Origin of the sequence: Ligilactobacillus salitolerans (assembly GCF_003864415.1) — a bacterium.
In the GTDB taxonomy this organism is placed as follows: domain Bacteria; phylum Bacillota; class Bacilli; order Lactobacillales; family Lactobacillaceae; genus Ligilactobacillus; species Ligilactobacillus salitolerans.
In genome coordinates, this window is sequence record NZ_BFFP01000095.1 from 1 (window position 1) to 691 (window position 691).

Annotated in this window: 1 protein-coding gene and 1 pseudogene; both read left to right on the forward strand. The window is 37.5% G+C overall.

Features of this window, described 5'->3' with window-relative positions; translation table 11 throughout:
- A partial coding sequence (locus tag LFYK43_RS12200) for a helix-turn-helix domain-containing protein (protein ID WP_229718040.1) occupies positions 1-428 on the forward strand: 428 nt, incomplete at its 5' end.
- Between the two features lie 56 nt (positions 429-484).
- Positions 485-691 (forward strand): annotated as a pseudogene (locus LFYK43_RS12915) (IS3-like element ISSau2 family transposase); the annotation flags it as partial.

Consider the following 691-nt stretch of genomic DNA (forward strand, 5'->3'; position numbering starts at 1 on the left):
AGGTCATTATCAAATTCCAAATTTCTTCTGATTCGCTTTTACAGCGGTGGATAGACCTGTATACTAAGGATAAATTATTTAATCCTAGTCGAGGTAAAAACGCTATGAAGCAAGGTAGAAAGACATCTCAAACAGAACGGCTTGAAATCGTTGAATACACATTAGAACATCAACTAAATTATCAGGAAGCAAGTACTAAATATCACGTTTCTTACGATCAGATTTACTCCTGGGTTCATAAATATAAAACTCAAGGAGCTGCAGGTTTAGAAGACCGCCGTGGGAAGAAACCAGCTGATAAGCCAAACAAAACCAAGGCCGAAAAGGCTAAGGCGGAAAGTGCAGCTAAAGATGCGAGAATTAAATATTTAGAAGCCGAGGTTGGCCTCTTAAAAAAATTCAACGAGATTCAAAGGAGGCGGACATAGAGGCAAAGGCAACCATAAAACATCAAGCAATCCAGGAATATCATACAGAAACACAGATGCCAATTGTTACACTATGTGAAATTTTAAAAACTTCACGTCAGAGTTATTATCAATGGCATAGACGCCAAAAGGCGCCCAAAACTGCGCGTCAATTAGAAAATGAATGGCTTGAAGAAGTTATCAAATCAGTGTTTAACAAGTATAACTGTATCTATGGTTATCGTCGAATTACTGGTGAAATTAATCGTCGTTTTAACAAAAAG